General features: G+C 49.8%; 24 protein-coding genes and 1 other RNA gene. 9 read left to right on the forward strand and 16 right to left on the reverse strand.

The annotated features are described in order from the left end of the window. Positions 1-5: 5 nt before the first annotated feature. From ykgO to H0248_RS12470, 3 genes are all read left to right on the forward strand, one after another. Entirely contained in the window at positions 6-149 is a 144-nt protein-coding gene (gene ykgO / locus H0248_RS12460; protein WP_072012464.1) for a type B 50S ribosomal protein L36, read from the forward strand. 597 nt (positions 150-746) lie between these two features. Next, positions 747-1,115, forward strand: a complete 369-nt coding sequence (tomB, locus tag H0248_RS12465) for an Hha toxicity modulator TomB (RefSeq protein WP_010282247.1) — start codon at positions 747-749, stop codon at positions 1,113-1,115. Positions 1,116-1,168: 53 nt separating this feature from the next. Next, positions 1,169-1,372: an HHA domain-containing protein gene (locus H0248_RS12470; protein ID WP_005976087.1), complete on the forward strand. Its 204-nt coding sequence runs from the start codon at positions 1,169-1,171 to the stop codon at positions 1,370-1,372. Between the two features lie 458 nt (positions 1,373-1,830). Here H0248_RS12470 and ffs read toward each other — a convergent pair. Further along, an RNA gene (gene ffs, locus H0248_RS12475) (signal recognition particle sRNA small type) lies at positions 1,831-1,927 on the reverse strand. 186 nt (positions 1,928-2,113) lie between these two features. Between ffs and H0248_RS12480 the strand changes: the two genes are divergently transcribed. After that, on the forward strand, positions 2,114-2,434 hold the full coding sequence (locus tag H0248_RS12480) for an MGMT family protein (RefSeq protein WP_180786169.1): 321 nt from the start codon (positions 2,114-2,116) through the stop codon (positions 2,432-2,434). A gap of 19 nt (positions 2,435-2,453) precedes the next feature. On the opposite strand, the gene H0248_RS12485 is transcribed toward H0248_RS12480, so the two are convergent. Next, positions 2,454-3,035 (reverse strand): YbaY family lipoprotein, encoded by a 582-nt coding sequence (locus H0248_RS12485; RefSeq protein WP_180786170.1) that lies wholly within the window; start codon positions 3,033-3,035, stop codon positions 2,454-2,456. Positions 3,036-3,246: 211 nt separating this feature from the next. Here H0248_RS12485 and tesB point away from each other — a divergent pair, with 211 nt between their 5' ends. Further along, positions 3,247-4,110 carry an acyl-CoA thioesterase II gene (gene tesB / locus H0248_RS12490; protein WP_014914538.1) on the forward strand — a complete coding sequence of 288 codons (864 nt, stop codon included), beginning with the start codon at positions 3,247-3,249 and terminating at the stop codon, positions 4,108-4,110. 140 nt (positions 4,111-4,250) lie between these two features. Here the strand turns inward: tesB and amtB are convergent, their stop codons facing one another. The 5 genes from amtB to H0248_RS12515 all read right to left on the reverse strand — a co-directional run bounded on the left by amtB (position 4,251) and on the right by H0248_RS12515 (position 10,356). Then, positions 4,251-5,537 (reverse strand): ammonium transporter AmtB, encoded by a 1,287-nt coding sequence (gene amtB, locus H0248_RS12495; RefSeq protein WP_180786171.1) that lies wholly within the window; start codon positions 5,535-5,537, stop codon positions 4,251-4,253. A gap of 39 nt (positions 5,538-5,576) precedes the next feature. Next, the gene (gene glnK, locus H0248_RS12500) at positions 5,577-5,915 is read right to left on the reverse strand and encodes a P-II family nitrogen regulator (RefSeq protein ID WP_002208627.1); all 339 of its coding nucleotides are present in this window, start codon (positions 5,913-5,915) and stop codon (positions 5,577-5,579) included. A gap of 360 nt (positions 5,916-6,275) precedes the next feature. Then, a complete protein-coding gene (locus tag H0248_RS12505) occupies positions 6,276-8,054 on the reverse strand; it encodes a SmdB family multidrug efflux ABC transporter permease/ATP-binding protein (protein WP_180786172.1) in 1,779 nt (592 codons plus the stop codon). Next, the gene (locus tag H0248_RS12510) at positions 8,047-9,816 is read right to left on the reverse strand and encodes a SmdA family multidrug ABC transporter permease/ATP-binding protein (RefSeq protein WP_180786173.1); all 1,770 of its coding nucleotides are present in this window, start codon (positions 9,814-9,816) and stop codon (positions 8,047-8,049) included. Before H0248_RS12510 ends, H0248_RS12505 begins: the two co-directional genes overlap by 8 nt. Positions 9,817-9,894: 78 nt before the next feature. After that, on the reverse strand, positions 9,895-10,356 hold the full coding sequence (locus H0248_RS12515) for an Lrp/AsnC family transcriptional regulator (RefSeq protein WP_005976040.1): 462 nt from the start codon (positions 10,354-10,356) through the stop codon (positions 9,895-9,897). Positions 10,357-10,725: 369 nt separating this feature from the next. Between H0248_RS12515 and H0248_RS12520 the strand changes: the two genes are divergently transcribed. After that, the gene (locus tag H0248_RS12520; protein WP_180786174.1) at positions 10,726-11,802 is read left to right on the forward strand and encodes a PLP-dependent cysteine synthase family protein; all 1,077 of its coding nucleotides are present in this window, start codon (positions 10,726-10,728) and stop codon (positions 11,800-11,802) included. Between the two features lie 162 nt (positions 11,803-11,964). Further along, positions 11,965-12,660, forward strand: a complete 696-nt coding sequence (gene queC, locus H0248_RS12525) for a 7-cyano-7-deazaguanine synthase QueC (RefSeq protein ID WP_010282163.1) — start codon at positions 11,965-11,967, stop codon at positions 12,658-12,660. Positions 12,661-12,756: 96 nt separating this feature from the next. On the opposite strand, the gene H0248_RS12530 is transcribed toward queC, so the two are convergent. The 9 genes from H0248_RS12530 to bolA form a co-directional block, all read right to left on the reverse strand. After that, positions 12,757-13,155 carry an acyl-CoA thioesterase gene (locus H0248_RS12530; RefSeq protein WP_180786175.1) on the reverse strand — a complete coding sequence of 133 codons (399 nt, stop codon included), beginning with the start codon at positions 13,153-13,155 and terminating at the stop codon, positions 12,757-12,759. Between the two features lie 105 nt (positions 13,156-13,260). Next, a complete protein-coding gene (locus H0248_RS12535) occupies positions 13,261-13,626 on the reverse strand; it encodes a helix-hairpin-helix domain-containing protein (protein WP_180786176.1) in 366 nt (121 codons plus the stop codon). A gap of 138 nt (positions 13,627-13,764) precedes the next feature. Next, a complete protein-coding gene (gene ppiD, locus H0248_RS12540) occupies positions 13,765-15,645 on the reverse strand; it encodes a peptidylprolyl isomerase (RefSeq protein ID WP_180786177.1) in 1,881 nt (626 codons plus the stop codon). 268 nt (positions 15,646-15,913) lie between these two features. Further along, positions 15,914-16,186, reverse strand: coding sequence for a nucleoid-associated protein HU-beta (gene hupB, locus H0248_RS12545; RefSeq protein ID WP_132452462.1), 273 nt, complete (start codon positions 16,184-16,186; stop codon positions 15,914-15,916). A 197-nt stretch (positions 16,187-16,383) separates the two neighbouring features. Then, positions 16,384-18,765, reverse strand: a complete 2,382-nt coding sequence (lon, locus tag H0248_RS12550; protein WP_180786178.1) for an endopeptidase La — start codon at positions 18,763-18,765, stop codon at positions 16,384-16,386. Between the two features lie 192 nt (positions 18,766-18,957). Beyond that, positions 18,958-20,232, reverse strand: coding sequence for an ATP-dependent protease ATP-binding subunit ClpX (gene clpX / locus H0248_RS12555; protein WP_180786179.1), 1,275 nt, complete (start codon positions 20,230-20,232; stop codon positions 18,958-18,960). A gap of 163 nt (positions 20,233-20,395) precedes the next feature. Beyond that, positions 20,396-21,019, reverse strand: a complete 624-nt coding sequence (gene clpP / locus H0248_RS12560; RefSeq protein ID WP_010282141.1) for an ATP-dependent Clp endopeptidase proteolytic subunit ClpP — start codon at positions 21,017-21,019, stop codon at positions 20,396-20,398. 520 nt (positions 21,020-21,539) lie between these two features. After that, positions 21,540-22,844, reverse strand: coding sequence for a trigger factor (gene tig, locus H0248_RS12565; protein ID WP_010304174.1), 1,305 nt, complete (start codon positions 22,842-22,844; stop codon positions 21,540-21,542). Between the two features lie 314 nt (positions 22,845-23,158). Next, on the reverse strand, positions 23,159-23,473 hold the full coding sequence (gene bolA / locus H0248_RS12570; RefSeq protein ID WP_039274489.1) for a transcriptional regulator BolA: 315 nt from the start codon (positions 23,471-23,473) through the stop codon (positions 23,159-23,161). A gap of 325 nt (positions 23,474-23,798) precedes the next feature. Between bolA and H0248_RS12575 the strand changes: the two genes are divergently transcribed. After that, positions 23,799-24,377: a lipoprotein gene (locus H0248_RS12575; RefSeq protein ID WP_039274486.1), complete on the forward strand. Its 579-nt coding sequence runs from the start codon at positions 23,799-23,801 to the stop codon at positions 24,375-24,377. A gap of 59 nt (positions 24,378-24,436) precedes the next feature. Continuing rightward, complete coding sequence (ampG, locus tag H0248_RS12580; protein WP_180786180.1) at positions 24,437-25,924, forward strand: muropeptide MFS transporter AmpG; 1,488 nt, start codon at positions 24,437-24,439, stop codon at positions 25,922-25,924. Positions 25,925-25,940: the final 16 nt, after the last annotated feature.

Consider the following 25,940-nt stretch of genomic DNA (forward strand, 5'->3'; position numbering starts at 1 on the left):
ATAAAATGCAGGTGCTTAGTTCGCTACGTTCAGCAAAGAATCGTCATAAGGATTGTATTGTGGTCCGCCGTCGCGGGCGAATTTACGTTATATGCAAATCCAACCCGCGCTTTAAGGCCGTACAAGGCGGAAAAAAGAAAAAAGGTTAATCGTTCTCGACTTCATCCCGATACAGTAGGTGTTATAGTGCTAACAAAACTGCACGGGATGATTCGCATAAAAAAACTGCTGAAACAACAAGATAACGAGTGCCAAAAGCCCTTAAACACTGATCAGTCTCTTCGCATTCCTTCTGCCATTTCTCATATTTTCAGATAAAAATAATTAAATAAGCCCCAGACGCGTTTATTCTATGCTCATTGTTACAACAAAAAATATTAGGATTAATCAAAATAAATAGCAGTGAAAACCTTACCTATTATCCGCGAATTTTACGAACGTTTTTGCTATAGTCATATATAGAATGACGTAACCGTAACCAACATGGTATAGCTATACTTAAGGTTAAGTCATGAGATGTTGGTATTTACGCCGACCCTATTTCTCGACATAGTAGATACTGGGAGGGACGATAATCACTGTTTTCTCATTCACTACAGAACAAATCACAATGGTTCAACGCCCTGTCTGCAACAACATGAATACGAAACAACGTTAACGTTTTATCTTGTAAGCTTCATCAGTCTACCTGTTTACCAGGTGTTAACCGCAGTAACACTGAATAACGGCTTAACGGAGGGATTGATATGGATGAGTACACACCAAAACATTATGATATTGCCCAACTCAGATTCTTATGTGAGAATCTGTGTGACGAAAGCATAGCGACGTTAGGCGATAGCAGTCATGGCTGGGTCAATGATCCAACATCTGCGATCAATCTCCAATTAAATGAACTTATTGAGCATATCGCTACGTTTATTCTCACATTTAAAATAAAATACCCTAACGAAAGTGAGCTTTCAGAGCAGGTTGAAAAGTATTTGGATGATACTTACGTCTTGTTTAGCAACTATGGTATTAATGATGCTGAACTACGGCGTTGGCAGAAGTCCAAAGCAAAATTATTCGGAATGTTCTCAGGGGAGAACATCTGTACGCCTGCTAAAACTTAAGTAATAATTTATTTATATTTTTTAACCACCAGGTACTGCTTGCATAGGCCATTATGAAAAAAATCGACTATTTGATGCGTTTGCGTAAATGCACAACCATTGACACTCTCGAACGCGTTATTGAAAAAAATAAGTATGAACTCTCTAATGATGAACTGGAGATGTTCTTTTCCGCAGCCGATCATCGTCTGGCAGAACTAACGATGAACAAACTCTACGACAAAGTCCCTACTGCAGTATGGCGATACGTTCGTTAATTCCTAACGAAACGCATACAAAAACTGACATTAAATACACTGCGCCGATAATATTATCGGCCTTTGTTTTTATTATCTTTTTAACGTATTAATGGCGTAAGACTTGTAAAAAATTGTATTTTTTATATTAAGTGAAAATGAATTCTTTCTCACATCTCACGCTTATTTTCCCGACACTCATCGTTTATAACAATCGCATCGATAGCATCGCTAATAGTATTCTCATGATAAAAACAGGGGAGGTAATAATTACCGCAATTATTACTCGCCAGGTAAAGATACACGGTCATCCTCTCGAAGAAACAGCGATCGGTAAATGACACCTATCGAGCAAAGAATGGCGGCTCAGCGTTTATGTATGTCAGACAACGGGTTTATGGCAGAAAATGTCGTTTATGTGCAGGAAATGAAGAGCAGTCTGGCGATGAAGCGGCTAACGAGGGCAGAAATGGTGGAGGCCCTGCCAGCTACATCCCGGCACACACGTCTCCTGCTGCGGCTGCTTCCTTCCGGACCTGACCGAATCCACAGGTTAATGTTGCGGGAGAACCGACAGGGCCTCCATTGACGACTTTATAACGGCTTGCACATGATAATTGCAACGTGTCACAAAGCGGTGTGCATTATCGGCGATGGGATAGGCAATTGCAAGCTAACACCGACTAACCGTTGTTTTCTTACTCACCCCCGCTGTGCCACTATGATGTTCAATCGATTCAGGAACAGCAGGAATATCCGCGGATGTCAGAAGAAAACGATAATTTCCGCCAGCGCGTGTTTCAAATCGTCGCGGCAATCCCTTATGGAAAAATAGCGACCTATGGCGACATCGCGCAGATGGCTGATTCACCCAGAGCATCCCGACAAGTCGGCGGAGTATTAAAACGTCTGCCGAAAGACAGCAAACTCCCCTGGCATCGGGTAATCAATCGTAAAGGCGAAATATCGCTGGTCGGCGGAGACTATGTGCGTCAAAAATCAGCACTACAGGCGGAGGGCATCATTTTCAATCGTCAGGGAAAAGTTGATCTGGCGAAATATCGCTGGCAATACGCGCCATAACGGCGCGTATCCAGATAAATTACCAGATGGTCTGTGGTGCCATAGATGACGAGTCAGGCTGCCCCTGAAGCATATGAGGAGTCTGATTTGTCGGGTTAGACATCATTGATCCCTGATTTTTCGCGGGTAAGGGAACAGAAGCGACAGGTACCAGCACCAAATCGGCCTTATTTACCCCGTTGCTAATAACCGGCAAGACGTTCTCCGTCACCATCACGATACGATTATCGATCGCAACGGCTGCGCTGAGTAAGATACGCGCGTTGGGCTGAATATCGGCTGGGTTATACGGTAACTCGAATTGGAAAGGCGCCTGCTTTCCTTCTGTACGCGTCACGCGCTGAGTGATCACTTTTGAAGGTGCATCTGCCAGCGATGCATCAGACACCGTAACGGTTAAAACGGCGTTGTGAGGGAGTGCAATGCGCTGACGAATATTCACCGTACCGGTTACCGCTGGCATTGCAACAGCCGGGCGCTGTGAAGAAACAGAGGTGACAGGTGCGCCAGTTTGAGGAGAAACGCCATAATCATTCCTCTGTGCACATGCAACCAGAGTCATCGATAACGTGATACCGCCTAATATATGCCATAATTTCATTCGGTCAGTCTCCTTTATTATTGTCAGACTACCGGTATCGAAAACCGGCACTCATAAATAGTATGATTCACCCAACACAATAATGATGGTGCAAAATTCTGATATTTTCCTGAAACCCACACATTCATTGCAGTAAAAACCCATAGAAAAACATTTTATACCTTAAAAACAAACAGATAATTATTTATTCACATCCATTGGGGCCGATACCATGAGTCAATCATTACAACACCTTCTCGACCTCCTGCATTTAGAGAAACTCGAAGAAGGGCTATTTCGCGGGCAAAGCGATGACTTGGGGCTACGTCAGGTCTTTGGTGGGCAAGTCGTCGGCCAGGCGATGTCAGCCGCCAAACAGACTGTCCCCGTGGAGCGCAACATTCACTCTTTCCACAGCTACTTTTTACTACCCGGCGATAGCCAGAAACCGATTATTTATGACGTTGAAAACCTGCGCGATGGCAACAGCTTCAGCGCCAGACGCGTTAGGGCAATCCAAAATGGCCGCCCTATTTTTTATATGACGGCCTCATTTCAAAGTCATGAAGAAGGGTTCGAGCACCAAAATGTGATGCCAAACGTCACACCGCCAGAAAATCTGAAATCCGAGCAGGAAATCGCACAAGACATGCAGCACCTTCTGCCGCCCCGCTTTCACGATAAATTTATTCAGGCCAGCCCGATTGAGATACGCCCGGTTAAATTCCATAACCCACTAAAAGGCGAAGTAGACGAGCCGGTGCGACACGTCTGGTGTCGTGCCAGTAGCACGCTGCCAGACGATAAGCGTATTCACCAATATCTGCTCGGCTATACGTCTGACTGCAATTTCCTACTCACGGCTTTGCAGCCTCACGGCGTTGGCTTTTTGGAGCCGGGTATGCAGGTCGCTACCATCGATCACTCAATGTGGTTCCACCGTGATTTCCGGCTGGATGACTGGCTGTTATATACCGTAGAAAGCACGTCTGCATCCGGTGCTCGTGGTTTCGTTCGTGGGCAATTCTATACTCGGGAAGGCGTGCTGGTTGCATCCAGCGTGCAGGAAGGCGTCATACGTCGTCGCCAGCCGTAAACCTTGCGGCAGCCTCGAAACGTAAAAGACCACCTCATCTGGAGGGGGTTGGTTTAAGACTGATAATAAAACAGGCGTGGAGTCTCCCCTCACGCCTGCTTACTCTATTCTAACTATCTCAATGATTAATTTACGCGATCTTATTGGTTGTAAGCGCTCTCGCCATGGCTGTTGACGTCCAGACCTTCGCGCTCTTGGTCTTCAGGTACACGCAGGCCGACAACCATATCCGCAATCTTGAAGGCGACAAATGCCACCACGCCAGACCATACCAGACAAACAATCACGCTGAACAGCTGCACCCAAATCTGGTGTGCCATCGTTACGCCTTCCGCATAGCCCGTACCGCCCAGTGATACAGAAGTGAATACGCCAGTCAGGATACAGCCAACGATACCGCACACGCCGTGAACACCGAACACATCACACGGGTCATCCACACGCAGCCATCTTTTCAGTACCGTTACACCCCACAGGCCTGCAACACCACCGGCCAGACCGATGATCAGTGCGCCACCCACGCCAACCGTACCCGCAGCTGGCGTGATTGCCACCAGACCCGCGATACAGCCAGAGCATGCGCCCAGCAGAGAAGGCTTACCGCGAACCATCCACTCACCGCCAACCCATGCCAGAATTGCAGCGGCAGTCGCAACAACGGTGTTCAGGAAAGCCAGAGCGGCGATACCGTTCGCAGCACCCGCAGAACCCGCATTGAAACCAAACCAGCCGATGTACAGGATCGCCGTACCGATAAAGACCATCGGCAGGTTATGCGGTTTGAAGGCCTCTTTGCCAAAACCAGCACGTTTGCCCAGCAGGTAAGCACCAACCAACCCAGCAACTGCGGCGTTGATGTGAACCACCGTACCACCAGCGAAGTCCAGCGCGCCATCCGCAGCCAGATAGCCACCACCCCATACCATGTGCGTCATCGGCAGGTAGGAGAACGTCAGCCACAGCGCAACAAAGATCAGTACAGCAGAGAAACGGATACGCTCAGCAATCGCCCCGACAATCAGCGCAACGGTGATACAGGCAAAGGAAGCCTGATAAGCCACGTGTACGAACTGATAGAAGGTGCCACTGATGGATTCAATCCCGATGCCTTTCAGCATAAAGGTGCTGAAACCACCGAAGAAGGCGTTACCTTCACTGAAAGCCAAGCTATATCCGTAAACGACCCACAGGATACAAACCATCGCAAACGTGACACTCACCTGCGTCATCATGGACAGAACGTTCTTAGAACGAATCAGGCCGCCGTAAAACAGTGCGATGCCCGGTATAGTCATAAAGAGTACCAATGCGGTACAAATCATAATAAAAGCGTTGTCCGCTTTATCAATCGTCGGTGTCGCAGCCATTGCCCAGGACGGGAGTAATGCCGCCACACCGAGACCTAATGAAGAGAGTCGTTTTTTCATTTTCATCCATCCCTATTTACATATCTACGCTAGGTGTTATTAAAGTGCGGCTTCGTCAGTTTCACCCGTACGAATACGGATAACCCTTTGCAACTCGGCGACAAAAATTTTGCCATCACCAATTTTTCCGGTGTACGCAGCTTTGCTGATAACGTCGATCACTTCATCCAGTTGGTCGTCTGCAATCGCGATATCAATTTTTACCTTGGGTAAAAAGTTAACGCTGTATTCTGCGCCGCGGTATAGCTCCGCATGTCCTTTCTGACGACCAAATCCTTTCACCTCAGTGACGGTGAGTCCCTGGATGCCGACAGAAGATAACGCTTCACGTACATCTTCCAGCTTGAATGGTTTTATCACCACAGTAACCAGTTTCATTTATCTTCCCCCTAGCCATTACGTTCGGGCTTTCGCCCGTCACTTGTTCGATTACATGCTCTATGAAGTCGGTCTACGTCATGACTAAAGCAAAGGGTGTGCCATAAATGATTTATCTGGCACAAATCAGGAAAGAGAACGCTATTAACGATAAGAAAGGGCAAAAAGAAAACCCGGGGGGAAAGAAATGCAGGAAGAATCGGGCAAGAATTGCACTAATTTAGTGCGCGAAGAGTATTTTCAGTGCAGCGCAGGGGAAAACCAGAATCACGATGCCTATTGATGGTGCGAAGCCACGACTAGACTGTCAGTCTGCACCACACAACGCGGTGCAGAACGAGATACTATCCCAGATCAGTCTCAGTGCGCAGGACAAGCCTCAGTGCTGGTGGCTGCAAGATCCTCTCCGGCGAGCTGCAATTGATACATTTGATAATAGCGCCCCTGCTGTTGCAGCAGTTGCTCATGCGTTCCCCGCTCAACGGTTTGCCCATGATGGAGCACCATAATCGTGTCGGCCTCAACGATAGTGGAAAGCCGATGGGCGATAATAATCAGGGTTGTCTGCTCCCTGATAATACGTAGCGCCTTTTGCACCGCCTGCTCCGTACCTGAATCAATATTCGCCGTCGCTTCATCGAGAATAAGGATTTTAGGCGTTTGCACCAGTACCCGCGCAATCGCCAACAGCTGCTTTTGTCCGGTAGACAGGTTATTCCCCTGCTCGCCAATGCGCGTATGCAATCCTTCAGGAAAAGCCCGAACCAGTTCAGCAAGCTGCACTACTTCCAGCACGCGCCAGACGGCCTCTTCGCTGATATCACGCCCCAGCGTCACATTCACAAACATGGATTCCGCCAGCACAACCGGATCCTGTTGCACCATTGCCACATTTTGGCGCAACACCGCATGAGAGAGCGTCGACAGCGGACGGCCATCGAGTCGAATCTCACCCTCATCCGGCGCGTAATACCCCATAAGCAAACTGGCTAGCGTACTTTTCCCACTGCCGGTATGCCCGACCAGCGCGACGAATCCGCGCTCTGGTATCGTCAGAGAAATATTCTGTAGCACGCGTTTTTCTGTGCCATACGAGAAAGAAACATCGTCAATATCGACGCGCCCCGTCGCCAGAGGACGCTCATCATCGCCGTAGCGTTGCTTTTTGCCATCCATCAGTTCAAAGATACGCTCACCAGCAACAACCGCCTGCTGTAACATCGTTTGTTGAGTTGTCAGTTCAATCAGCGGTTCATTCAGACGGCCCAAATAGTTGATAAACGCGTACAAGACTCCGACGCCAACCGATCCTATTGAGCTGAAACCGAATTGGATTAACAAGCCACACAGCACCATCGCGGCAAACAGGCTCAGCAACGGCCTCAGCAGGAAACCTTCCAGACGCAGAGACTTCATCCGCGCTTCATAGTGCTCATGGCTGGCAGCCCCCAGTTTCTTGCCAAAGCGGGCCTGCTGGCGAAACTGCTGAATCACGCCCATGCCATTAATCACTTCGTTGAAGCCATCATTGATGTCAGCCAGATAGCTCCGCACCTTGCGCACAATCGGCGTACTAAAGCGATGGTACAGCACCATAACCGTCGCTACCGCAGGGAAAATCATCAGTGCAACCAGTGCCATCTGCCAGTTCAGGCTGAACATCGCCACCAGCATCGCACCCACCAACGTCGCACTGCGTAATACCGTTGACACCACCATGACGTACAGATCTTTAACCACTTCGGTGTCATTGGTGACGCGTGAAATCAGTTGCCCGACGGGTTGTGTATCAAATGTGCTCAACGGCTGGCGCAACGCCGCATCCATCACATCAATGCGCAGTTGCTGGACGACACCGACCGCAACGCGGTTAAACAGCAGCGTCTGGAAATAATGCAGCGAAGCCGCCAGGATTTGCAGCAGGATATAGGCCATTGCCAGGCCCGCCGCAATCGCCAGCGGGAACTGGCCTTTTGCTACCAAATCGTCAATAAAATAGCTCACCAATATAGGGCCGGAAACTTCTGCGGCGGCAGCAACCCACAACATCACGACACCTGACATCAGCGGTTTTCGCCAGGGGGAACCATAGGCCAGCAGACGTTTCAGGGTTGGCCAAAACTGTTGAGGGCTATTCATTTTTCGTTCCTTCCAACTGCGGCACATCATCCAGCGCCGCCTCCAGCTGTTGATAACGATGCATATCCCGATACCAGCCGGGTTGTGCCGCGAGCATCCGGTGTGTGCCACGCTGCACCGTTTGTCCTTGCTGTAACACAACGATTTCATTCGCTTCGGTTAGAGCTGACAAGCGATGTGCGCTGATGATCAGCGTCCGCTTTTCGCCCCATGTTTTGAGATTCTGCAAAATCTGGTGTTCCGTTCGCCCATCAACCGCAGACAGCGCATCGTCCAGCACCAAAATTTCAGCATCCAGCAACAGCGCTCGGGCAATCGCGATCCGCTGTTTTTGACCGCCCGATAACATCACGCCGCGCTCTCCGACCTCCGTCTGGTAACCCTGAGGTAAACGCAGAATGTCGTCATGAACGCTCGCAAGCCGCGCCGCCTGTTCAATCTCTTGTTGGGTAGCATCAGGCCGACCCAGTGCGATGTTTTGCGCCACGGTATCGGAAAACAAAAAAGGCATTTGCCCCACAACGGCAAAACGGCTGCGCAGTTCATCCAACCGAATGGCGCTCAATGGACGATCGTGATAACGAATTTCTCCCGATTGGGTATCGAAATGACGCAATATCAATGCCAGCAGCGTACTTTTCCCCGAGCCTGTCGGCCCACACAACCCCAGCATATTGCCCGGTGCCAGCGTAAACTGAATATGTTGTAAAGCATCACGGGTATTATCCGGGTAGCGAAACGCGGAGATATTCACTTCCAGCACGCCTCGCTCGGCAGGCAATGATTCCTCACCGTCTTTCACCACGAGCTCTTCCGCAAGCAGTTGACGAATACGGCTATATGCCGCGCTACCACGCTCAACAATATTAAACATCCAGGCCAGCGCCAGCATCGGCCAGATCATCAATCCCAGATACATGACAAAGCTGGTCAACAAACCTAACGTCAGCGAACCGTTAATCACCATCCAACTGCCGCCGCCAATCGCCAGCAAATTCGACAGCCCGACGGCAATATAAATGGTGGGATCGAAGCGGGCATCAACGCGGGCAACATGCATATTTTTGGCACCGGCGTCCGCCGCAACCTGTGCAAAACGCGCGGACTGATAGTTTTCCAACCCGAAGGCTTTAATCATCCGAATGCTGGTCAAACCTTCCTGCGCCTGATCGTTAAGCGAAGAAAACGCGGCCTGTGCGGATTTAAAACGGTTATGCAGTTGGGTGCCATAGCGTTTGATGAAAATCGCCATGACCGGCATCGGAAGCAGCGCCAACAGGGTCAGCTCCCAACTGATTTGAGTACACATGACAACCAATACGGCACAGCCCATCACCATTGAATCGACCAGCGTCAGCACGCCTTCTCCGGCGGCAAAGACCACGCGATCGACATCGTTAGTCGCGCGCGCCATCAGATCGCCGGTACGGTGGCGCTGGTAAAATGCCGGATGCTGACGGCTCAGTTGGCGATAAAAATCCTCTCGTAGTTCAACCGCCAACTGGTATGACGCCCCAAACAGAAACACGCGCCACACGTAGCGCAGCAGATAGACCATGATGGCAGTCAACAGCATCACGCCAATCCACTTCATCATTTCGGCCATCGACATGCCGTGCTGCGTTACACCATCGACAATCACGCCGACCAGTTTAGGGGGCAGCAATTGGAGAATAGCAATCGCAATCAATAGCGCCACAGCACCCAGATAACGCCGCCATTCACGGCGAAAATACCAACTCAGTTGAGCAAAAAGTCTCACGCGGTTTTCATTCCAATAGCCAGACGGGTCATGACAGACTCAGACAAGCGATTATACAAAAGACGGATGGATGATGAATCACAGGGATAAGGGCAGTGCCGTGGTATGTTTGATTCGTTCCATAGCAAAGCTAGATGTTACATCGACCAGCCCGGGAATTCCATTCACCAGCCGTTTATAGAAATCATCATAGCTTTTCATATCAGCGACCTGAACCTGCATCAGGTAATCGTATTCGCCAGCCATGCGATAGAAAGCCAGCACCTCCGGCATATCGGACACCACGCGGGTGAAAGTCTGATACCAGTCTCGGTTATGCTGCTGCGTCTTCAATAAAACAAACGCCGTCAGCCCTAGCCCCAGACGCTCATTATCCAGCAGTGCCACCCGAGCCCGGATGATCCCTTCCTCCTCCAGACGCTTTAGACGTTTCCAGCACGGCGTGGATGTCAGATTCACCGCATCAGCCAGCGTCTGTAGCGAAAGCGTGCAATCCTGTTGCAGCATATTCAGCAATGTGCGATCAATTTTATCCAACATAGTTATACCTAATATGGTTTTACCTAATGTAGTTTTACCTAAAAATAGCGCCGCCGATAGAAAGCTCCCCCTACTCTCCCCCATTAAGAGAGAAAAGTAATGTTCTTCCCGCCCAGAATCATGGTGATAGCATTATTGGCAACATCAACACAGCAATGACATTACCGACCTTCGTTGCGTAAGCCCCCGTTGTTATCATAATTTTAAAGATAGCAATTCGCCATTCACCTCAATAGAAAAAAAATCCACACATAAAGAATAAAAGGGTAAGTTATTCCCTTAAATTAGCCGAAAGGAGATAAAAAGGTAATTTTTTTATCCTGAAAACTCGTTACTCTATTCGCATCACTGCCTAACCGAGTTTTCATCATGACCAATGCCTGGGTTAAAAATGCCATCAGCGCTATCGAAGCAGATTTTCAGCGTTCGGCTGATACGCATCTTATCCGTCTGACCCTGCCGGATTATCCCGGTATCTATTTTTACCTCAAGGATGAAAGCACACATCCCAGCGGCAGTCTGAAGCATCGTCTGGCTCGTTCCTTATTTCTCTACGGGCTGTGCAACGGTTGGATTAAAGAAGGCACGCCGATTATTGAAGCATCATCCGGCAGCACCGCCGTGTCAGAAGCCTATTTTGCACGTTTGCTTGGCCTGCCATTTATCGCCGTCATGCCTTCCTGCACCGCAAAAAGAAAAATCGAGCAAATCGCTTTCTATGGCGGGCGCTGCCATTTTGTCGAACAGGCAGGACAAATCTATGCGGCATCTGAGCAGCTCGCGCAAGAGATGAACGGCCATTATATGGATCAGTTCACCTACGCAGAACGCGCTACTGACTGGCGCGGCAACAACAATATTGCCGACAGCATTTACCGCCAAATGGCACGTGAACCGCATACCGTACCGGATTACATTGTGATGAGCGCAGGAACGGGCGGTACGTCAGCCACGCTCGGTCGCTACATTCGCTATCAGGGGCTGGATACACAACTGGTCGTCGTCGATCCAGAAAACTCCGTCTTCTACGACTGTTACCAACAGCGGGATCGCTCCATTACTGGCCCATGTGGCAGTCGGATCGAAGGTATTGGCCGTCCGCGTGCCGAACCGTCTTTTATTCCTGACGTCATTGATAGCATGATCAAAGTGCCGGATGCCGCCAGCATCGCAACGCTGTACTGGCTGGAAAGCGTGTTAGGCCGCAAAGCAGGCGCTTCCACCGGCACCAACGTCTGGGGAATGCTGCAACTGGCCAAAGAGATGGTGAACCGAGGCCAAAAAGGTGCGATTGTGACGCTGCTCTGCGACAGCGGCGAACGCTATCTGGACACCTACTACAACAGCAGTTGGGTAGAAAAAAATATTGGTGACATTAGCTCTTATCTCAATGTGCTGAACAATCCGAAGATATCTCACCTTTCCCCTGAATCCAGCCTGACGTAACGACAGCCAAGCTATTTTTCAGGTAACTGGTTTTTTCAAATAACGTGTTTTTCAGATAGCGTGTTTTTTCAGATAACATAGCTTTTCAGGTAAAATAGTGACTTTACACCGCAGTGCATTAATGACGTATTGCGGTTAACGTCGCGTTAAGGTGAATGAAGAATGAAGCGTGCTGTTGTCGTTTTTAGCGGTGGACAAGATTCCACAACCTGCCTGATTCAGGCTCTGCAAGATTATGATGACGTCCACTGCATCACCTTCGATTATGGACAACGCCACCGCGCGGAAATTGATGTCGCTCGGGAACTCAGCCAGAAACTGGGGGCAACCGCGCATAAGGTTCTCGACGTCGGCTTGCTGAATGAACTCGCTACCAGCAGCCTGACGCGTGACAGTATTCCAGTCCCCGATTACGATGCCAATGCGCAAGGCATCCCCAATACCTTCGTTCCGGGAAGAAATATTCTTTTCCTAACGCTCGCCGCCATCTACGCCTATCAGGTTGGTGCCGAGGCCGTCATTACTGGCGTATGTGAGACCGATTTTTCCGGTTACCCTGATTGCCGCGACGAATTCGTCAAGGCACTGAACCAGGCGATTGTTTTAGGTATTGCCCGCGATATCCGTTTTGAAACCCCGCTGATGTGGCTTAATAAGGCGGAAACCTGGGCGCTGGCGGATCATTACCAGCAACTCGATACCGTCCGTTACCACACGCTAACCTGCTATAACGGCATCAAGGGTGATGGATGTGGTCAATGTGCCGCCTGCCATTTGCGAGCAAACGGGCTTGCGCAATATCAAAACGACTCCGTGGCTATCATGGCATCGCTGAAGCAGAAAGCGGGGTTACGCTGAGACTTCACGTCGCTACGCAGAGCCCTACACGCAGAACCATCACGCCATGTAAAAAGAACAGGCCACACCGTACAGGTAGTGGCCTGCTGCTTCATGTTAACGGCGAATCTCGTTTAGGTGTTCCAGCAGTTCTCCCTCCAACGGCAGTGATTTTTGTGTCAATAAATCAATGCAGACAAACGTCAGCGTGGCATCGGCCACGTCGCTTTCATCAGACACTCGGGTTATCTTCTGGCTGATCACGCCGCTTTTCGTATTCATCTGTAGTAGCTCGCTATCAATACGCAGCACGTCACCGAGAACGGCAGGCTTGCGATAGTTGATATTGATGTTCACCACGACAAAAGCGACATTGTTGCTATGCATCCAGCCAAAAGCAGGCAACGTTTCCAGCCATTGCCAACGTGCCTCTTCCAGAAACTCCAGATAACGCGCGTTATTAACGTGCTGATAAACATCAATATGATAACCACGAACGGTAATGAAAACCTGCATAGCGGTAATACTCCTGTGACAACATCAACAACTGGTATGACCTGATAATTAGCCTAGCAGAGGTTCGCAGCCCAGAGGAAATGCTCTACTGGGCTGCGACTGACATCACAGTTTTAAACGAGAGAGATTACGCTCAACCAACGCCGCCCCAATTCCTGGGACCTCAGTTAATTGATCGATCTGGGTAAAAGGACCATTTTGCTCACGATAGGTCACTATCGCTTCCGCTTTTTTCAGACCGACACCGTTCATTATTTCCGCCAAATCGGCGGCGTTTGCTGCATTAATGCTTACCTTATCTTCATCACCATCAGGCAGCGTTGCTTTTTCCACTTTCTGATCTGCTGGCGTAGACTTCACCGCGGTTGCCGTACTGTCGACGGCTTTAGGTGCCGCCTGACTCAGTAATGGCAACCCAGACAAGCTCATCCCAATAATTAAGCACAGTGCTTTTATTCCTGATTTTTTCATGCTGTTTCCTCCTTGTGTGTGACAGCACAGCTACCTTGCCGCAGACCCATCAACACCGCAAACAGCAGAATTTAAATGTGGAAAAGGCCGCGAAAGCGGCCTTTTGTTGTTGCAACGATTTGCAAATTTTTGCGGAGCTTATTGCTGTTCTTGCGCCGCATTGCCCATCTTGATTTTCGCTTGACTACGTAAGCTGGACAGCAGGGAATCAAACAGTGCGCCCAGAGAACCTTGCTGAACCTGGCTAGCAAACTGTGTTTTCTGCTCATCGTTTAGCTGATGTGGCGTCACGCTATCCAGCGCGACCAGCACGACATTGCCAGCTTGATCCTGAGTGATCGCATAAGATGGCTTATCTTTCTCTGGATGTGGCATAGCAAAGACTGCTTCGGCCGTTGCATCACCCTGAGAGATAGAAGACATCGTTTTTGCCTCACCAAAGCTCAGGCCCGCCGCTTTAAGCGCATCATCTTTACCTTGCTTCAGTTCAGCCAGAATTTTTTCAGCGTCTACACGTGTCTGCTGTTCAGCCTTCTGACGTTTCAGCGTCTCTACGATCTCGGTACGAACCTGATCCAGAGGGCGAGTACTTTCAGGCTTGTGCTCAGTGATACGCAGAACGAAAGCACGATCGCCGTCGACATTAATCACATCGGAGTTGTTGCCCGCAGCACCATTCTCGCCCAGCAGCGCACCGCTAAAGATAGCCTGCGTTACCGGTTGGAAGTTCAGCGCAGCGGGAACTTTCTCACGCGTAAACCAGTCGGTCTGCGTGGCTTTCACACCAGCCGCTTCTTCTGCTGAAGCCAGAGACTCGTTGTCATTGCTGGCCGCTTCGCTGACTTTTTGTTGCAGCGCATAGTAACCATCCTGCGCTTTTTCGTGCTTCACTTTCTCAGCGATCTCGGCACGCACTTCGCTCAACGGTTTGACCTGCTGCGGCTGAACCTCATCCAGACGGACAATCAGATAGCCAACAGAGGATTTAATCGCTTCGGAAACCTGACCTTTCTCTGTCAGTTTTGCCTGCTTCAGCTCATCAATCATGCTGTTTTCGTCCATCCATCCCAGATCGCCACCGTTGCGGCGCGAGATAACGTCCGTCGATTTTTCTTTCGCCAGCGTAGCGAAATCACCACCTTGCTTCAGCGCATCCAGAATAGACGCTGCATCGGCCTCATTCTTCACCTGAATCACGCTGAATTTCTTGCGCTCAGGTTGGGAATAGTCGCTCTTGTTCTGTTCGTAGAAATCGTTGATGGCAGCATCGTCTACTTTCACGCCGTCCATGATGCTTGCCGCATCCAGCGTGATATAGCTGACTTTGAATTCTTCTGGTGCGATGAAATTCCCTTTGTTTTGATCGTAATAACTCTGGATCTCATCGTCAGCAACCGTCTGCGCTTTCGCCTTGGCAGCAATATCAATGGTTGCAACACGGACAACACGATCTTGTGCAGCCAGTTTCACCAGATTATCGATCTCCTGCGGCAGCAGGAATGCGGTATTGCCAAAGCCACGAATCAGTTGCTGTGAAGTCAGTTGTTTACGCAGCATCTGCGCATACATATCCGGCGTTACGCCAAGACGACGAACCTGATCCAGATACTTTTCATTATCAAAACGGTTGTCGGTCTGAAACGCAGGAACATCAAAGATCGCCTGTTTGATTTGCTCATCACTGATGTTCAACCCCAGCTTGTTGGCATACTGATCCAGCAAGGTTTCATCAATGAGTTGGGAGAGTGCCTGTCTACGCAATTGCTGCATGTAGCCGTCATTACTCGCCAGAAGAGAGAAATTCTCCCCCAAGGTTTCCTGCTGACGACTGCGTTCGTTCTGTACTGCCTGCTCAAGCTGTGCGCGGGTAATTTCTTGCCCGTTCACCTTTGCAGCGTAATCTCCTGAACCACCAATAAGATAATCACCAACGCCAGTTAGAACGAATGATGCGATGATCAAAGCAAGAATAATTTTGAGCACGACGTTATTCGCGGCCGTACGTAAATTGTCCATCATAATGTGACAACACTCCGCTGTAGAATGGATAAAACTCCCTGCGCTGGCCGGAGCCATGCATCCTTGCGATTGCTATAGCCCAATACAAGGCTAGGGCGCACTTAAGCTTATTGCCCGCCACGTCTGCCATGTGCCGGGTATGTATAGTCCTAATAAATAAAAGGCACATCATAAAATGATGCGCCCCGTATCTTACCCTACCAATACCATTGCGTCAGGTATTGTTTGGCGACCAAAGTGGTTATACGCCAAACCTGTGACGTAATAATCAGTTAACGGCGTCTTTCAGCGTTTTACCAGCACGGAATCCTGGTACTTTCGCCGCAGGGATGCTGATTTCCTTACCCGTTTGCGGGTTACGGCCAGTACGAGCAGCACGCTCACGCACTGAGAAAGTACCAAAACCGACCAAAGCAACATCATCCCCTTCTTTCAGGGATTCGGTAACGGAACTAATAATTGCATCTAACACACGCCCTGCTGCCGCTTTGGAAATATCAGCATCTGCGGCAATTTTGTCGATCAATTGTGACTTGTTCACTCTGTCATCCCCTCTGGAATTCTCTTATCGCGCTTCAATGTCCCAAGACGCGATACGCAACTTATTATTAATGCTGCCATGCTTAGCCAGTGACGGCTAAAACTAACAGTGCTCTAACTTAGCGGTACAAAAAAAAGCTGGCAAGCACGATTTCACTCACCAGCCCTGATTTTCTCAAGGGTTTTTGCGACAGGTCACTATTTTACCTTGGCTTTGGTCTTGGCTTTAGGCGTCGAGACCACTTGCATACCAGAAGGCGCATTCTGCAACGCTAACGCTAACACTTCCTCAATACGTTTCACCGGATGGATGTTCAGATCGGCAATCACGTTCTGTGGGATATCCTCCAGATCGCGCTTGTTGTCATCAGGAATCAATACCGTCTTGATACCACCACGGTGTGCAGCCAGCAGTTTCTCTTTCAGACCACCAATCGGCAATACCAAGCCACGCAGGGTAATCTCCCCCGTCATCGCCACATCGGCACGCACTGGGTTACCGGTCAAACAAGAAACCAGCGCGGTACACATCGCGATACCCGCACTTGGACCGTCTTTCGGCGTCGCACCTTCTGGAACGTGAACGTGGATATCACGCTTCTCGTAAAAATCAGCATTGATGCCTAATTTTTCCGCTCTGGCACGAACCACGGTAAGCGCAGCCTGAATCGACTCCTGCATGACCTCACCCAGTGAACCGGTATAAGTCAGCTTACCTTTGCCCGGTACGCAGGCCGTTTCAATCGTCAGCAGGTCGCCGCCCACTTCCGTCCAGGCCAGTCCGGTCACCTGCCCTACGCGATTTTCATCGTCCGCACGACCATAGTCAAAGCGCTGTACCCCAAGGAAATCCTTAAGGTTATCGCCCGAAATCTGGATATGCTTAGTGGATTTATCCATCAACAGTGTTTTTACTGCTTTACGGCACAGCTTGGAGATTTCACGCTCCAGACTACGTACGCCAGCTTCACGCGTGTAATAACGGATAATGCCAACAATCGCGCTGTCTTCTACCGACAGCTCGCCATTTTTCAGCGCATTACGTTCGATCTGTTTCGGCAGCAGATGCTGTTTGGCGATATTCAGTTTTTCGTCTTCGGTATAGCCGGAAAGACGAATAACTTCCATACGGTCAAGCAGCGGTGCCGGGATGTTCATGGAGTTAGACGTCGCAACAAACATCACATCGGACAGATCGTAGTCGACCTCCAGATAGTGATCGTTAAACGCCACGTTTTGCTCAGGATCGAGCACTTCCAGCAAGGCAGAAGCCGGATCGCCACGCATGTCAGAAGACATCTTGTCGATCTCATCCAGCAGGAATAGCGGGTTTTTCACACCAACTTTTGCCATTTTCTGGATCAGTTTGCCCGGCATGGAACCGATATAGGTACGGCGGTGACCGCGGATTTCTGCTTCGTCACGCACGCCACCCAGCGCCATACGCACATACTGGCGTCCGGTCGCTTTGGCGATAGACTGACCGAGCGAGGTTTTACCCACGCCAGGAGGCCCTACCAGACAGAGAATCGGCCCTCTGATCTTGCTGACCCGGCTCTGTACTGCGAGGTATTCGAGGATGCGTTCTTTTACGCGATCCAGACCATAATGATCGGTATCCAGCATTTCCTGCGCTTTCAGCAAGTCTTTCTTCACTTTGCTGCGTGCATTCCACGGTACCTGCACCATCCAGTCGATATAGCTGCGCACCACTGTCGCTTCCGCTGACATCGGTGACATCATTTTCAGCTTTTGTAATTCTGCTTCGGTTTTCTCACGCGCGTCTTTCGGCATTTTCGCCGCTTCAATCTTGCGTTTTAACGCTTCAAGTTCATCCGGTGCGTCATCCATCTCACCCAGCTCTTTCTGAATAGCTTTCATTTGCTCATTCAGATAGTACTCACGCTGGCTTTTTTCCATTTGCTTCTTAACGCGGCCACGAATCCGTTTTTCTACCTGCAACAGGTCGATTTCGGATTCCATCATCGCCATCAGGTACTCCAAACGTTCAGTGATATCGAACATTTCAAGTACAGACTGCTTATCAGCCAGTTTCAGCGGCATATGTGCAGCAATGGTGTCGGCTAAACGCGCAGCATCATCAATGCTGTTCAGAGATGTCAGCACTTCCGGCGGGATCTTCTTGTTCAGCTTGATGTATCCCTCAAACTGATTGATCGCCGTGCGCATGAGCACTTCCTGCTCGCGCTCATCAATCGCTGGGGAATCAAGATATTCTGCGTGTGCAGCGAAATGCTCACCGCTGTCAGAAAGTGTCGTAATACGCGCACGCTGTAACCCTTCGACCAGCACTTTTACCGTGCCGTCCGGCAGTTTCAGCATTTGAAGAATTGAGGCTACCGTCCCTACTGAGAAAAGATCGTTAATACTTGGCTCATCCGTTGAGGCTTCTTTCTGTGCCACCAGCATGATCTTCTTATCATGATCCATTGCGGCTTCAAGGCACCGAATCGATTTCTCCCGACCAACAAACAACGGAATGACCATGTGCGGATAAACCACCACATCGCGCAAGGGCAATACGGGGATTTCTATGCGTTCGGAACGCTCAGGGTTCATAGAGCTCTCTCTTAGTTTCGTTTCCGCCAGGTTATGGGAATCTCGTGAAACGCGGTTTTCACGGGTTTCATCAAATAGGTATTTGAGTATATGGGGATAAATATCTCACATTCAACGACCAGCATGCGTGTAAAAAACAAATGGGGGATAAAATCCCCCATTTTTATTTTTTGATACAGCCAAATTGATTAATTATTCGCCGGACGCCTGCTGTGTCTCAGGCTTGCCATAGATCAGCAATGGCTCAGATTGGCCCGCAATCACGGATTCATCAATGACGACTTTATCCACACTTTCCAGCGATGGCAGGTCATACATGGTATCCAGCAGAGCTGCTTCAACGATAGAACGCAAACCACGCGCACCGGTTTTACGCACCATCGCTTTCTTGGCAATCGCCGTCAGCGCTTCATCGCGGAATTCCAGATCAACGCCTTCGAGATTGAACAACGCCTGATACTGCTTGGTCAGCGCATTCTTCGGCTCACGCAGAATCTGAATCAGTGCTTCTTCGCTCAGTTCTCGCAGCGTAGCCACCACTGGCAGACGGCCGATAAACTCAGGAATCAAACCGAATTTAATCAAGTCACCCGGTTCAACATTGCTTAACAGCTCGCCTTCTGTTGCTTTGTCAGCCGATCCTTTCACCGTTGCATTAAAGCCGATACCGCGACCTGTATCGGTACGTTGATCGATCACTTTGTCCAGACCCGCAAACGCGCCGCCGCAGATAAATAGGATCTTAGAGGTATCAACCTGCAAGAACTCCTGCTGCGGATGCTTACGCCCGCCCTGCGGTGGAACCGCAGCAATCGTGCCCTCGATCAGCTTCAGCAACGCCTGCTGCACGCCTTCACCAGATACGTCACGAGTGATCGACGGGTTGTCTGACTTACGAGAAATCTTGTCGATTTCATCGATGTAGACAATGCCACGCTGCGCTTTCTGCACATCGTAATCGCACTTCTGCAACAGCTTCTGAATGATGTTCTCGACGTCTTCACCGACGTAACCCGCTTCGGTCAACGTAGTGGCATCCGCCATCGTGAACGGGACATCCAGGAAGCGCGCCAGCGTTTCTGCCAGCAGCGTCTTACCGCTCCCCGTAGGGCCGATCAGCAGGATGTTACTTTTACCCAGTTCGATCCCGTTGCTGCTGTCACCATTACGCAAGCGTTTATAGTGGTTATATACCGCAACGGCCAATACCTTCTTGGCCTGCTCTTGTCCGATAACGTAATCGTCAAGGTGGCGGCGAATTTCGTGTGGCGTCGGCAACGCACTGCGCTCACGGTGGGGCGCCACTTCCTTAATTTCTTCGCGAATAATGTCGTTACACAAGTCAACACATTCATCGCAGATATACACCGACGGCCCGGCAATCAGCTTACGCACTTCATGCTGGCTTTTGCCGCAAAAAGAGCAGTACAGTAACTTTCCTGAACCGTCTTTGCGCTTATCTGTCATGAGTTAAACCTCTTTTTCGTCTTTTGCCCGCAGGCCAACCACAGCGATACCGCTACAACGAACGCCGATACTTATAGCCAATACGCGTAAAATAACCTCGCACAACAGACTATCGGTCGAACACTGATTTTTAGCTACACCAGACCGCTAATATGGCGAATTATTACCCACGGTTAGTGAATACGGAGTCTACCAAACCGTAGTCTACTGCCTCACTGGCAGAGAGGAAACGATCGCGCTCGGTGTCTCTCTCTATCGCTTCAAGAGGCTGACCCGTATGTTTCGCCATCAGCTCATTCATCTTGGCTTTTACTTTCAGTATTTCTTTGGCATGGATTTCAATATCCGTTGCCTGCCCTTGGAAACCGCCCAATGGCTGGTGAATCATGACGCGCGAGTTAGGCAGGCAAATACGTTTACCTTTGGCTCCCGCCGTCAACAGGAAAGCGCCCATAGAACAGGCCTGTCCCATACAGATCGTGCTGACATCTGGCTTGATAAACTGCATGGTGTCATAAATGGACATACCGGCAGTAATGACGCCACCTGGGGAATTAATGTACAGATAAATGTCTTTTTCTGGGTTTTCGGCTTCCAGAAACAGCATCTGTGCCACGACCAAGTTCGCCATGTGATCTTCGACCTGGCCAGTCAAGAAGATTATCCGTTCTTTTAGCAGACGGGAATAGATATCGTAAGAACGTTCCCCACGCGAGGTCTGTTCAACCACCATCGGCACTAACGCCATATGAGGTGCTTGTCTTTCTTGTTCGCCACTGTATGACATTCACGTCTCCTAGATAAAATGCGTCTGGCACTCTTAGCGTTGTTCAATGATTGCATTGTTCAATTCTACTAGAGATAGGGGGGGATGACTATGGAACCCTGCCTCGTCCTTGCTGAACAACCCATATGGCCGAGAATCATGACCTGCTGTGCCCACTTTTCCTCTTCAGTGAATGGGGGCACACGCATTGTATTTCAAGCTTACACTATCAATCGTTCTCTATTAAAGAACCAATTATTTTATTCTTAATACGTTATCGGCACGGCAACGTTGTGGTTTAACTCATTGCCTGACCTAACAAATTCTCTGCATGAGTTAATCATAGTGCAATTTCAGGCGACCCTCTCTCGTCGATTCACTAGCGGAGGCGAAGGCGCTAAACGCCGGCGTTAAGTACCACCTAAACGATAATCATCAGTATATTGCGAACGCCACAAGCAAAAAGCCCGCGCCATAAGGCACGGGCTTTGATAGGGAAGCATCCCCGCTACGCAATAAACAATGTTGATCTCAACAAGGTTTATGCCGTAGTTGTTTGATTCATCAGTTCGTTGAAGCTTACTGATTTCTCAACGACTTTCGCTTTAGCAAGTACGGTTTCTACCGCTTGCTCTTCCAGAGCGACGTTACGCATGTTGTTCAGCAGCTCTTTGTTTTTGCTGTAGAACTCGATAACTTCCTGTGGATCTTCGTAAGCAGAAGCCATCTCTTCGATCAGCGCATTAACGCGTGCTTCGTCAGCTTTCAGCTCATTGGTGCTGATAACTTCACCCAGCAACAGACCGATAACAACACGGCGTTTAGCTTGCTCTTCGAACAGCTCACGCGGTAATTCCTGCGCTTGCTTCTCGTTGCCGCCAAAACGCTGTGCAGCCTGACGACGCAGAACGTCGATTTCGCCATCGATCAGTGCAACTGGCACGTCGATTTCGTTGGCGTTGATCAGTCCGTCCAGAACCTGAGTTTTCACACGGTTACGCACCGCGCCTTTCAGCTCACGTTCCATATTTTTACGAACTTCAGCACGCAGGCCTTCCTGAGAGCCATCAGCCACGCCGAAACGCTTGATGAATTCTTCAGTCAGTTCAGGCAGCTCACGCTCTTCAACTTTCTTCAGAACGATAGCGAACTGAGCCGCTTTTCCTTTCAGGTTTTCAGCGTGGTAATCTTCTGGGAAGTTCACGTCGATAGTGAATTCTTCACCCGCTTTGTGACCAACGATGCCATCTTCAAAGCCTGGGATCATGCGGTTCTGGCCCATTGCCAGAACGAAGTCGGACGCTTTTCCGCCTTCAAAGACTTCACCGTCGATAGAACCAGTGAAATCGATCGTTGCACGATCTTCCGCTGCCGCAGCGCGGTCAGTTTCTTTCCAGGTTGCCTGTTGCTTACGCAGCGTGTCCAGCATGGTATCAACGTCAGCATCAGTCACTTCAACAACCGGTTTTTCAACTTCGATCGCATCCAGACCTTTCAGTTCGATTTCCGGGTACACGTCAAACTCAACAGAGTAAGTGAAGTCGCCGCCTACAGCATATTCGCCAGGGATATAGTTAGGCGCGCCAACCGGATTAATTTTTTCTTTGATGATCGCGTCAACAAAGTTGCGCTGCATCAGGTCACCCAATACGTCCTGACGCACGGAGGCACCATAACGCTGAGCAACAACATTCATCGGCACTTTGCCTTTACGAAAACCGTCAATACGTACTTTTTTGGCCGCGTTGACCAGCTCGCTCTTCACCGCACTCTCAATGATGTCAGCAGCAACGGTAATCGTTACGCGACGTCCCAGACCTTGAGTGGTTTCAACTGAAACTTGCATCTTGTTACCTCAAAAAATCACAGTGATCGGTCAACCCCAAAACTATTCTCGCGACGAAAACTCTCACGACAGCAGGGCTGATTCAGCGCTGGCACCAAGGCGCACAGGCTTAAATAAACCTCGCAGAACCGGGAAATTGCCAACCCCGTCCCTGTAGTCAGAAGCGTCCCGAATACATTCAGGAAAAATAGACGCAGCATTATAGCGATATAGAAGGGATGAGTCGAGAACGGCGGGCAGACTATTACAGCAACAGATTCACACTTTTGTCAGTAACCCGTCCCGATATGTCAGGAACGGGCCATATTCATGACTTAAGAAAGGATGCCAGCGCCACCGCAAGGCGGTGAAGAAGGGACCGCATTTTGCAAGCTGGTCCACTCTTTTGTCGTATACGTATGTAGCGCGAGTGCATGCACCGACCCCGCCAGCTCCGCGGCCAGTACGGCATAGACTGCGCGATGCCGCCCAATCACACGTTCGCCCGTGAATTTATCGCTGACCAACACAACTTTAAAATGACTTTCCGCTCCCGCAGGCACGTTGTGGCGATAGCTCTCATCAATCACTTCTAAATGAACGGGTTCAAAACCCACACGCAGCTTTTCTTCTATCGTTTCACGCATCATACGACTACCCTTTCGGCTTGGGGAAAATGTGATATCAACGCGACATTGCTGTCATTCACCGATGTCCGAATCAGTATAACCTTAGCGTTTTTTCAATCTGTTATGCCTAAGAGCGGCATGACAAAGAAGAAAAAAGGGTCACGAAGAGTGGAGATATCATCGGCGGTATTGATGTGATAAAAACGTTTTTCTGGGTCAACGGCATGAAAAAGATGAATTTCAGGACAATTTACCTGCTATCGGCTCTTTTTCCTGCCTGTGGCGATGATATGATATCAACAATATTTGTCAGCTCACCACACTAATCATTACTGAGAAAATACGAATGTTAAAAAAATTATTTTTCCCTCTTCTGGCCGTCATTCTGCTTGCAGGATGTGCAGCAAAAAGCAACACGCTGAACATCACCCCAAAAATCAGCCTGCCTTCCCAGGACCCGACGCTGATGGGCGTAACGATTAGTATCAATGGTGCAGACCAACGCGCCGATCAGGCTCTGGCGAAAGTGAATCGCGATGGCCAACTGATTACGCTGACGCCTTCTCGCGATCTGCGTTTCCTGTTGCAAGAAGCGCTGGAGAAACAAATGACCGCGCGTGGTTACATGATCGGTACTGGCGGCCCGGTAGCCTTGCAGATCGTGGTTAACCACCTGTACGCCGATGTCTCCGAAGGCAACCTGCGCTACAACATCACCACCAAAGCAGATATCTCCATCATTTCTCAGGCAGCAAATGGCAACAAGCAGGTGAAGAACTACCGCTCAACCTATAACGTTCAGGGCGCGTTTACTGCCAATAATGAGAACATTACCAATGCCGTTAACACGGTGTTAGGCGATGTCATCAACGACATGGCACAAGACACAACAGTAAGTAGCTTTATCAAAGAAAACGCCCGTTAATTTCTGTACGCCGCTTCCCTTGCTCCTGAACGCTCACGGAGCAAGGGAAAGGACTCTTCATGTTTAGTCGCATCATTGCTTTGTTCAGCCAACGTAATTCGCTTTTTATGCTGTTGCTTGGCTTCGCTTCCGGTTTACCACTGGCATTGACCTCCGGCACCTTGCAAGCCTGGATGACCATCGAGAATGTCGATCTGAAAACCATTGGTTTCTTCTCTTTGGTTGGTCAGGCCTACGTATTCAAGTTCCTGTGGTCCCCGCTGATGGATCGCTACACCCCACCGTTTCTCGGCCGACGCCGCGGCTGGCTGATAGTCAGTCAACTTCTGCTGATTGCTGCCATTATTGGTATGGGGTTTATGAACCCGGCTCGCGATCTCTGGTGGCTGGCTGCGCTGGCGGTTCTGGTCGCATTCTGCTCCGCTTCTCAGGATATTGTTTTTGATGCCTATAAGACGGATTTACTTCCCCCAGAAGAACGCGGCACAGGCGCAGCCACCTCGGTATTAGGTTATCGTCTGGCGATGCTGGTTTCTGGTGGACTGGCGTTATGGATGGCCGATCGCTATTTCGGCTGGCAGGCCACCTATTGGTTAATGGCAGGACTCATGCTGATCGGTGTGTTCGCGACCCTGTTAGCACCGGAACCACTTAATAGTCAGCCAGCACCACGCAGCATGGAACAAGCGATTGTTGCCCCCCTGCGCGATTTCTTCGCACGCAACAACGCCTGGCTCATTCTTCTGCTTATCGTGTTATACAAGCTCGGTGACGCCTTTGCGGTCAGCCTGACGACAACCTTCCTGATTCGCGGCGTTGGTTTCAATGCCGGTGATGTCGGGCTGGTTAATAAGACGCTTGGACTCTTCGCCACCATCGTGGGAGCCATTTACGGCGGATTATTGATGCAGCGGCTCTCCCTGTTCAGAGCGCTGATGCTGTTTGGTATTCTTCAGGCCGTATCCAACGCGGGGTACTGGCTGCTGGCTATAACCGCCAAAAATCTGTTCACCATGGCTACCGCTGTTTTTCTGGAAAATCTCTGCGGCGGTATGGGGACAGCAGCATTCGTCGCACTATTGATGACGCTATGTAATAAGTCGTTCTCAGCCACACAGTTTGCTCTGCTTTCCGCCCTTGCCGCCGTCGGACGGGTTTACGTTGGCCCTATCGCAGGCTGGTTTGTCGAATCCTATGGCTGGGCATGGTTCTACCTGTTCTCGATTTTTGCCGCATTACCGGGCCTGGCCATCCTGCTGATCTGCCGTGAGACGTTGGAGTTTACCCAGAAAACCGACACCTTTCAGTTACGAACAAATTTCCAGAGCTATTACAAGAAAGCTTTATATTTGTTAGGATTGGGTGCGATCGTGCTGGCATTGTGGCTCATGCTGCTGATCAGCAATGCGCTGGAATGGTCCTCACTGCCAGAGGTAGCAGAGTACCTGCTCGCCGCAGGCGGCGCACTCGCTCTGCTGGGCATTTTCTTCGGTAGCTTGCTGGATTACCTGTCGCTCAGACGTGCATCAAAACCGTCAACACACTGACGATATTCGTTCAGGC

Origin of the sequence: Pectobacterium brasiliense, assembly GCF_013449685.1 — a bacterium.
Taxonomy (GTDB): domain Bacteria; phylum Pseudomonadota; class Gammaproteobacteria; order Enterobacterales; family Enterobacteriaceae; genus Pectobacterium; species Pectobacterium brasiliense_A.

Bases quoted from the DNA above. Each gene is read 5' to 3' on its own strand.
- clpX (WP_180786179.1), bottom strand. From the start codon at position 20,232: ATGACAGATAAGCGCAAAGACGGTTCAGGAAAGTTACTGTACTGCTCT.
- clpP (WP_010282141.1), bottom strand. From the start codon at position 21,019: ATGTCATACAGTGGCGAACAAGAAAGACAAGCACCTCATATGGCGTTA.
- tomB (WP_010282247.1), top strand. From the start codon at position 747: ATGGATGAGTACACACCAAAACATTATGATATTGCCCAACTCAGATTC.
- H0248_RS12530 (WP_180786175.1), bottom strand. From the start codon at position 13,155: ATGCAGGTTTTCATTACCGTTCGTGGTTATCATATTGATGTTTATCAG.
- tesB (WP_014914538.1), top strand. From the start codon at position 3,247: ATGAGTCAATCATTACAACACCTTCTCGACCTCCTGCATTTAGAGAAA.
- lon (WP_180786178.1), bottom strand. From the start codon at position 18,765: ATGAACCCTGAGCGTTCCGAACGCATAGAAATCCCCGTATTGCCCTTG.
- ppiD (WP_180786177.1), bottom strand. From the start codon at position 15,645: ATGATGGACAATTTACGTACGGCCGCGAATAACGTCGTGCTCAAAATT.
- H0248_RS12535 (WP_180786176.1), bottom strand. From the start codon at position 13,626: ATGAAAAAATCAGGAATAAAAGCACTGTGCTTAATTATTGGGATGAGC.
- ampG (WP_180786180.1), top strand. From the start codon at position 24,437: ATGTTTAGTCGCATCATTGCTTTGTTCAGCCAACGTAATTCGCTTTTT.
- amtB (WP_180786171.1), bottom strand. From the start codon at position 5,537: ATGAAAAAACGACTCTCTTCATTAGGTCTCGGTGTGGCGGCATTACTC.
- H0248_RS12505 (WP_180786172.1), bottom strand. From the start codon at position 8,054: ATGAATAGCCCTCAACAGTTTTGGCCAACCCTGAAACGTCTGCTGGCC.
- H0248_RS12575 (WP_039274486.1), top strand. From the start codon at position 23,799: ATGTTAAAAAAATTATTTTTCCCTCTTCTGGCCGTCATTCTGCTTGCA.
- H0248_RS12520 (WP_180786174.1), top strand. From the start codon at position 10,726: ATGACCAATGCCTGGGTTAAAAATGCCATCAGCGCTATCGAAGCAGAT.
- tig (WP_010304174.1), bottom strand. From the start codon at position 22,844: ATGCAAGTTTCAGTTGAAACCACTCAAGGTCTGGGACGTCGCGTAACG.
- H0248_RS12480 (WP_180786169.1), top strand. From the start codon at position 2,114: ATGTCAGAAGAAAACGATAATTTCCGCCAGCGCGTGTTTCAAATCGTC.
- bolA (WP_039274489.1), bottom strand. From the start codon at position 23,473: ATGATGCGTGAAACGATAGAAGAAAAGCTGCGTGTGGGTTTTGAACCC.
- queC (WP_010282163.1), top strand. From the start codon at position 11,965: ATGAAGCGTGCTGTTGTCGTTTTTAGCGGTGGACAAGATTCCACAACC.
- H0248_RS12485 (WP_180786170.1), bottom strand. From the start codon at position 3,035: ATGAAATTATGGCATATATTAGGCGGTATCACGTTATCGATGACTCTG.
- ykgO (WP_072012464.1), top strand. From the start codon at position 6: ATGCAGGTGCTTAGTTCGCTACGTTCAGCAAAGAATCGTCATAAGGAT.
- H0248_RS12470 (WP_005976087.1), top strand. From the start codon at position 1,169: ATGAAAAAAATCGACTATTTGATGCGTTTGCGTAAATGCACAACCATT.
- H0248_RS12515 (WP_005976040.1), bottom strand. From the start codon at position 10,356: ATGTTGGATAAAATTGATCGCACATTGCTGAATATGCTGCAACAGGAT.
- glnK (WP_002208627.1), bottom strand. From the start codon at position 5,915: ATGAAACTGGTTACTGTGGTGATAAAACCATTCAAGCTGGAAGATGTA.